Source organism: Dietzia sp. E1 (assembly GCF_014145015.1).
GTDB classification, from domain to species: Bacteria; Actinomycetota; Actinomycetes; order Mycobacteriales; family Mycobacteriaceae; genus Dietzia; species Dietzia cinnamea_A.
The window spans coordinates 1-7,065 of record NZ_JAALDU010000371.1 but is presented as its reverse complement, the minus strand read 5'-3'; the positions used below and the strand labels follow the sequence as shown (position 1 = coordinate 7,065).

Annotated in this window: 7 protein-coding genes, 1 pseudogene and 1 riboswitch; of the genes and pseudogenes, 6 read left to right on the top strand and 2 right to left on the bottom strand. The window is 71.6% G+C overall.

Translation table 11 applies throughout. The annotated features are described in order from the left end of the window. Positions 1–288, bottom strand: a 288-nt coding sequence (locus G6030_RS12215; RefSeq protein WP_277817458.1) for an exonuclease domain-containing protein, incomplete at its 3' end; no start/stop codon positions are given. A 185-nt stretch (positions 289–473) separates the two neighbouring features. Here G6030_RS12215 and G6030_RS12210 point away from each other — a divergent pair. The 4 genes from G6030_RS12210 to G6030_RS12195 all read left to right on the top strand — a co-directional run bounded on the left by G6030_RS12210 (position 474) and on the right by G6030_RS12195 (position 4,097). Further along, a complete protein-coding gene (locus G6030_RS12210; RefSeq protein WP_236885528.1) occupies positions 474–683 on the top strand; it encodes a hypothetical protein in 210 nt (69 codons plus the stop codon). A gap of 79 nt (positions 684–762) precedes the next feature. Then, positions 763–912: riboswitch (cyclic di-AMP (ydaO/yuaA leader) on the top strand. A gap of 13 nt (positions 913–925) precedes the next feature. Then, positions 926–1,543, top strand: a complete 618-nt coding sequence (locus tag G6030_RS12205) for a C40 family peptidase (RefSeq protein ID WP_106385835.1) — start codon at positions 926–928, stop codon at positions 1,541–1,543. A gap of 169 nt (positions 1,544–1,712) precedes the next feature. Further along, on the top strand, positions 1,713–2,870 hold the full coding sequence (locus G6030_RS12200; protein ID WP_182643301.1) for an NlpC/P60 family protein: 1,158 nt from the start codon (positions 1,713–1,715) through the stop codon (positions 2,868–2,870). Between the two features lie 93 nt (positions 2,871–2,963). Further along, positions 2,964–4,097: a glycosyltransferase family 4 protein gene (locus G6030_RS12195; RefSeq protein WP_063973934.1), complete on the top strand. Its 1,134-nt coding sequence runs from the start codon at positions 2,964–2,966 to the stop codon at positions 4,095–4,097. A 64-nt stretch (positions 4,098–4,161) separates the two neighbouring features. Here the strand turns inward: G6030_RS12195 and G6030_RS12190 are convergent, their stop codons facing one another. Then, positions 4,162–5,961, bottom strand: a complete 1,800-nt coding sequence (locus tag G6030_RS12190; RefSeq protein ID WP_106385836.1) for a long-chain fatty acid--CoA ligase — start codon at positions 5,959–5,961, stop codon at positions 4,162–4,164. 139 nt (positions 5,962–6,100) lie between these two features. Between G6030_RS12190 and G6030_RS12185 the strand changes: the two genes are divergently transcribed. After that, a complete protein-coding gene (locus G6030_RS12185) occupies positions 6,101–6,562 on the top strand; it encodes an SRPBCC family protein (RefSeq protein ID WP_182643300.1) in 462 nt (153 codons plus the stop codon). After that, positions 6,559–7,065 (top strand): annotated as a pseudogene (locus G6030_RS12180) (hypothetical protein); the annotation flags it as partial. The gene G6030_RS12185 and the pseudogene G6030_RS12180, both read left to right, overlap by 4 nt.

Below are 7,065 nucleotides of genomic sequence, written 5' to 3'. Positions count from 1 at the left end.
CACCTCGCCGAGGGACGGTGCGCCGACGAGGTCCTCCGGGGCGATCCCCGTCAGCCTGCTGATGTGCCCCGGCAGTACGCCGTCGATCGAGACGAAGGTGGACAGCTCCGCCTGCACCTCGCCTCCCCGGATCCGGACGGCGCCGATCTCGGTGATCTCGTCGCCGCCCGGCTTGGTGCCGGTGGTCTCGAGGTCGACGACGACGAAGGTCACCTCGGACAGCAGCGGCTCGAGCTCGTCGAACGCGCCCTGCGCGCCGACGGGTGCCGGTGAGGTGGAGGGGGGCATGGCGGAGACGGTAGCGGCGGGGTCGGACATCGCCGTCCGGGGGCGGCGTCCGGGTCACGGTCCGGGGGAGTGTGTCGTACCCGGTTCCTAGGGTGCCTCCCCGGCCGACCGCCGCGGCCGGATCGCGGCGCGATAACGAACGGGCAACACGCCCAGGACGGAATGTGAGGTAGATCATGGTGTCAATGGATTGCGCTCGCTGCCCGGCGGTGGCGGGCGACTGTGAAGGCTGCATCGTTTCCCTGCTTCTCGGCGAGAAGGGCCAGGTAGACGAGCTTTCTCCGGAGTCCTGCGGGTACGTGCTGGACCCGGAGGTGCGGACGGCGATCGATGTCCTCCGAGCCGCGGGCATGGTGACGTCCATCGACATCCTGGCCGCGGAAACCGCCGCGTGAGCGGGGAACTGGACTTCGGCGAGATGGTTTCGTAACCTTTTCGAGACCTCGGAAGTCATTCCCCGCCCGCCGGTGGGGAGCCGGGGTCACGCCTAAGCGCCCGAGGGCGCGCCGGGGAACCACGTTCCACTGGGGTGAATCGCTCGACGACCGGGAGGTCGGCGAGCGTAGGACAGACTTCCGTGTCCGAACCCGTCAGCTAACCCGGTCGGTGTCGCAGGAAGAAAGAGGTAAAGTCTCTCGTGGGAGCCCACAGCATCAAGACCAGCTCGACCGGCCGCCGCGTGGCCGCCGCCGGACTGCTCGCCGCCGGAGCCGCTGTCGCGGGCTCCGGGACCGCGTCCGCCGCGCCCGTGACCGTCGACGTCCCCGTCGAGCTGCGGCTGCCGGGTGTTCCGGCCCAGGTCACCATCGACGTCCCGGAGGGCATCGCCCTTCCGGCCGGCCTCCAGCAGGCCGCCCAGGCGGCCCCGGCCGCTCCGGTCGAGTTCGCCACCCCGGCGCCCGAGGTCTCCACCGGCCAGCGCATTCTGGACGCGGCCACCACTCGTGTCGGCTCGCCTTACGCCTGGGGAGCGACCGGCCCCAGCTCGTTCGACTGCTCCGGCCTGACCTCGTGGGCCTACAAGGAGGCGGGGATCTCGATCCCGCGCACGAGCCAGGCCCAGATCGGCGGCGGCACGCAGGTGGCCAAGTCCGACCTGCAGCCCGGTGACATCGTCGCCTTCTACAGCGGCGCGTCCCACGTCGGCATCTACGCCGGCAACGGTCAGGTCGTCCACGCCCCGTACTCCGGTACCTCCGTGAGCTACGCGCCGCTGGACTCCATGCCGTTCTACGGCGCCACCCGCTACTACTGAGCGGGTCGGCTCTCCGACTCCTACACACCCCGCCTGAGGCCGGTCACGTACCGGCCCCGGGCGGGGTGTGTCGTATGTAACATCCCCTCTCGGGTGCCGGATGCCTTCGCAGGTGTCCGGATCGGCCCCGCCCAGGCGAACCCCGGATCCGAGAGACCGACGAGAGCAGATGAAGCCCCGTGCCCGCGCGAACAGGCTCGCCGCCGCCGCGGCGGTCGTGGTGCTGCTGGCCGTCGCCGGTGTCACTGCTCAACCCACCGCCACTGCTCAGCCCACCGTTCCCGTCGCCGCCTCCACGACGACCGCGGCCCCCGCGGCTGACGCTCCCCCCACTCTGAGCGAGAGCGCGGTCGATGCGCCGGCCTCCGCCTCGCGCGGTGCTCCGGAGGGCTCCGTGTCCGCGGCGGGCGAGGACCTGGCCGAGTTGGCGCGGCTGTCCGAGGAGGCGGGGGCTCTCGGCGAGGAACTCCACCTGGCCCGCGCGGAACTCGACCGCGCCGAGCGGGAGCGGGATCGCCTCGAGCTGGCCGCCGGGGCAGCCGCCGGCCGAGCCGCGGTGGCCGACGGTGCGGCCGTGAGGGATCAGTCCCTCGTCGACCACCTCGCCGCCATGAGGTACCGAGGTGGCGACCCGGGCGCGACCCGGGCCGCGATGCTCGCCGAGAGCCCACGGGACCTCGTGCACAGATTGGACGCGCTACGCCGGCTGTCCGGCGCGACCACGAGCGCACTGGACGCCTCGCGGGCGGCCTCCGAGACGGCCGCACGCCTCCGGGATGACGCCACCAGGGCCGCGGATACGGCGCGGGCCTCCGCTCGCGCGGCGCGAGAGCACGCCGATCACCTCGACCGGCGCATGGCCGAGATGCGCGAACTCATGGACGAGGTACGTCGCCGCGTGGACTCCCTGTCGGACGGGCAGCGGGCCCTGTGGGTCGGCGGGCCGGTGATGCCCGCCGGTTACGTCGCCCCGCCCGTGGACGACACCAACTCGGCCGCGCTCCGCGTGGCACTGACCCGGCTCGGCGCTCCGTACTCGTGGGGCGCCACCGGTCCCGACGAGTTCGACTGCTCCGGGCTCATGGTGTGGTCGTACGCCCGGGAGGGCAAGACCCTGCCACGATCGAGCCAGGCGCAGGCGGTCTCCGGGGCGCCCGTGGCGATGCGGGACGCCCGTCCCGGCGATCTCGTCATCTACTACCCGGAGGCGACCCACGTGGGGATGTACGCCGGCGACGGCCTGGTGCTGCACGCCCCGACCTACGGCGTCCCCGTCAGACTGGAGAGGGTCGACGCTATGCCGATCCACTCGATCCGGCGGTACTGACCGCGCGCGAACGGCCCCGTGACGTTTCCGGGGCGCACGGGTCGTGCCGGGTCGCGCGGGGCCGGTGTAGGTGCTGTGGCAGGCTCGGAGTCGATGACCAAGACCCTGCTGATCACCAACGACTACCCGCCGCGCCCCGGCGGGATCCAGTCCTATCTCGAGACGTACCTGAGCCACCTCGACCCCGCCGAGGTCGCGGTCCTCGCGTCGACGTTCCGCGGTGCCGAGTCCGCCGAGTACGACGCGTCGAAGCCCTATCTCGTGGAGCGCGTGCCCACCGAGATGTTGCTGCCGACGCCGGACCTGGCGGCCCGGGCGCGCCGCCTCGCCTCGGATTTCGGGGCGACGACGATCTGGTTCGGGGCGGCCGCCCCGCTCGCGGCCATGGCCCCGGTCCTGCGTGAGGGTCCCGTGGAGCGGATCGTGGCGAGTACCCACGGGCACGAGGTGGGATGGTCGATGCTCCCCGGGTCGCGTCAGGTCCTGCGCGTGATCGGGGAGTCGACCGACGCGATCACCTACGTCAGTGACTACACGCGAAGGCGCGTCTCCGCGGCCTTCGGCCCCCGGGCACGGCTGGTGCGTCAACCGGGCGGTGTCGACACGGAACGGTTCCGCCCGGACCCGGTCAGGCGCCGGGCGATCCGGGACCGCTACGGGGTCGCGGACCGCGACGTGATCGTGTGCCTGTCCCGTCTCGTGCCGCGGAAAGGTCAGGATGCGCTCATCCGCGCGATGCCGGAGATCGCCCGACGGGTGCCCGGGGCCGTCCTCGTCGTCGTCGGCGGGGGGCCGTACAGACGGACGCTCGAGGGGCTCGCACGCCGGTACGGCGTGGCGGACCGGGTCATCTTCACCGGCCGGATCCCCGCGGACGAGATCGTCGACCACCACCGCATGGCCGACGTCTTCGCGATGCCCTGCCGCACGCGCGGCGGCGGGCTGGACGTGGAGGGACTGGGGATCGTCTACCTCGAGGCCTCGGCGTGTGGCGTACCGGTGGTGGCGGGGCGTAGCGGGGGAGCGCCGGAGACGGTCCGGGACGGGCGGACCGGACTCGTGGTGGACGGGACCTCGCGGCACGAGATCGTCGACGCGGTGGCCGGGCTGCTCGAGGACCGTCCGCGGGCGTCCTCGATGGGGCTCAGTGGCCGCCGTTGGGTCCTCGAGAACTGGCGGTGGGAGGACCTGGCGCGGGACATGCAACGCGTGCTCTCGGGGGAGTGACCCGCGAGAGCACGCGTCCGGGCCGTCGTGCCGTCCGGCTCGGCCCGACCGTCAGGCCGCGCCGTCAGGCGTAGAGGGCCTCGATCTGCTCGGCGTACTTCTGGTGCACCACGTTGCGCTTGACCTTGAGCGACGCGGTGAGCTCGCCGGTCTCCTCGGTGAACTGGTCCGGCAGGACGTGGTACTTCTTGATCGACTCCGAGTGCGACACACTGCGGTTCGCTCGTGCCAGGGCCTGATCGAGGTGCTCGATCATGTCGGCGTCCTTGAGCAGCTCGTATAGCGACCCCGATTTGTCGTGGTGGGACTTCCAGCGCTCCAGGGCCTCCGGGTCCAGGGTCAGCAGGACGGAGACGAACGGCTTGCCGTCGCCCACACAGACCGCCTCCGCGACGAGGGGGTCGGCGCGCAGGGCGTCCTCCAGCTGGTTGGGAGCCACGTTCTTGCCGCCGGCCGTGACGATGATCTCCTTCTTGCGGCCGGTGATCGACAGGTAGCCGTCCTCGTCCAGCGAGCCGAGGTCGCCGGTCCGGAACCAGCCGTCCGTGAAGGACTCGGCGGTCGCCTTCTCGTTCTGCCAGTAGCCGGAGGCCACCACGGGGCCGCTCACCTCGACCTCGCCGTCCTGGGCGATACGGACGGCGCACCCGGGCAGCGGCTGGCCGACGCTGCCGATCCGCATGTGGCCCGGGGTGTTGACCGTGATCGCGGCGCACGTCTCCGTCAGGCCGTAACCCTCGAAGATGTTGACCCCGATGCCGTCGAAGAAGTGGGTCAGCCGGTCACCGAGGGCCGCGCCACCGGAGATGGCGACCTCGCAGCGTCCGCCGAGGGCGTTGACGAGCTTGGCGTACACGAGCTTCGAGAAGAGTGCGTGGCGCAGCCTGAGGAGCGGGCCCACGCGGCCGTCCCCCCGGTTGGCCTTGGAGTACGCCACGGCGGTGTCGGCCGCCTTGTCGAACATCCACGCCTTGACCGTGCCGCCGTCCTGGGCGGTCGCCCGGGCCTTGTTGAAGACCTTCTGGAAGACGCGGGGGACCGCCAGGATGTAGTGCGGCTTCATCTCGCCGAAGGTCTCGACCAGGTTGGTCAGGTCGGCGGAGTGCGCGATCGTCACACCGGCGTGGAAGCCGGCGTAGGTGATCGCGCGGGCGAGCACGTGCGCCAACGGCAGGAACATCACCGACGTCGCGTCGATGCGCAGGATCTGGCTGAAGGGCGTCTCCAGCACGGCGAGCGTCTCGGACATGAAGTTGTGGTGGCTGAGCATGACGCCCTTGGGGCGTCCCGTCGTGCCGGAGGTGTAGATGAGCGTCGCGGGGGAGTCGGCCCGCACCGTGGCGCGGCGCTCGTCCAGGACGGAGGCGTCGACAGACGCGCCCTGGGTGGTCAGGGTCTCCAGGACCGGGTCGGCACCGTCGATCACCAGGACGTCGGAGACGTCGAGCCCCTCAATGCCCTCGCGGGCCGTCGCCGCGTGGGTGTCGTTCTCGACGATGATCAGCTTCGCGCCGGAGTCCTCCATGATCCACCGGATCTGGTCGGCGCTCGAGCTGTCGTACACCGGCACCGTGACCGCGCCGACCGCCCAGATGGCGAAGTCGATCAGGTTCCACTCGTAGCGCGTGGCGCTGAGCAGGGCCACCCTGTCACCCGCCTGGACACCCAGGGCCACGAGGCCGCGGGCGACCGTGCGGACCTCCTCGGCGAACTCACGGTTGGTGACGTCCGTCCACCGACCGCCGACGGGCCGGAGGAACGCGACGTTGTCCGGGGTCTGTTCCGCCCGGTCGTAGGCCGACTGAACGCAGGACCAGTCGTCGGGGACGGTGAAGGTGGCGGGTGCCGCGACGTATTCGCGCAAAGGGTCCTCCCGGTGGAGACGTTCGTCGTATGTCGGTGACCACACACTATCGCCGCCCCACCGCAGCGGCCACGGCGACCGGCACCGATGGGACTCGGCCCGGGCGCATCCCGGGTCGGGATGTGTGAAGCTGGAGGGCATGAGCGAGCACGACGGCGCACCCGAGGTCTGGCCGACCAGAGACTCCACCGTGGTCGACGCGTCGGTGGAGGACGTCATGGCGGTGATCGCCGACTTCGCTGCCTATCCGGAGTGGTCCGCGTCGATCGACGCCGCCGAGGTGCTGTCGACGGGCGCGGACGGTCGCCCGGACAGAGTGCGGTTCCAGCTGCGGGCGGGCGCGATCGTCGACGAGTACGTGCTCGTGTACTCCTGGTCGGCGGATCACCGCTCGGTGGAGTGGCGCCTCGAGAGCTCGACGCTGCAGCGGGACCAGCGCGGGTCGTATCGTCTGGAACCCGTGGACGCCGGCACCCGGGTGGACTACGAACTGGAGATCGAACTGACGGTGCCGGTGATCGGCAGTCTGCGCAGTCGTGCCCAGCGACGCATCCTGGGCGACGCGCTCAGTGAGCTCAAACGACGGGCCGAGTCCCGGTGAACCACACCCGTGTGGTCGTCGTCCTCGGCGGCGACCCTGCCGAACGCGCCGGCGTCACCGGCGGGCTACTCGCGGAGTCCGGGCGGACCGCCCTGGTCCTGACCGGGCACCCTGATGCCGTCGACCCCCGTCTCGACACCTCCGACGAGGGCCCGGTCGAGGTCCGCGCCGACGACCCGACCGCGAGGCTGGAGGCGTACCGATCCGGTGCCGCCGACCCGGATGACGACGTCCTGGCCGCCCTCTCGGCAGGCGGCGACACACCGCTCGCAGCCGTGCTCGGATGGGAGTACGCGCGCCGCGCGGCGGCGTCCGGTTACTGGGACGTCGTCGTGGTCGAACTCGACGGGGACCTGGCCGCCGTCCGCCGCATCGCCGCGGCCGGGGAACTGGCCGCCTTCGTCGAGTCGCAGTGGCCGGCGAACGTGCGCTTCGCGTCCATGGCCGCCGGCGCCCGTGCGGACGCCCGTGTCCGGGAGGCGCACCGGCTCGCGCTGCTCGCC

Excerpts from the sequence above, each read along its gene's own strand:
- G6030_RS12210 (WP_236885528.1), top strand. The coding sequence starts at position 474 with ATGGATTGCGCTCGCTGCCCGGCGGTGGCGGGCGACTGTGAAGGCTGC.
- G6030_RS12200 (WP_182643301.1), top strand. The coding sequence starts at position 1,713 with ATGAAGCCCCGTGCCCGCGCGAACAGGCTCGCCGCCGCCGCGGCGGTC.
- G6030_RS12195 (WP_063973934.1), top strand. The coding sequence starts at position 2,964 with ATGACCAAGACCCTGCTGATCACCAACGACTACCCGCCGCGCCCCGGC.
- G6030_RS12185 (WP_182643300.1), top strand. The coding sequence starts at position 6,101 with ATGAGCGAGCACGACGGCGCACCCGAGGTCTGGCCGACCAGAGACTCC.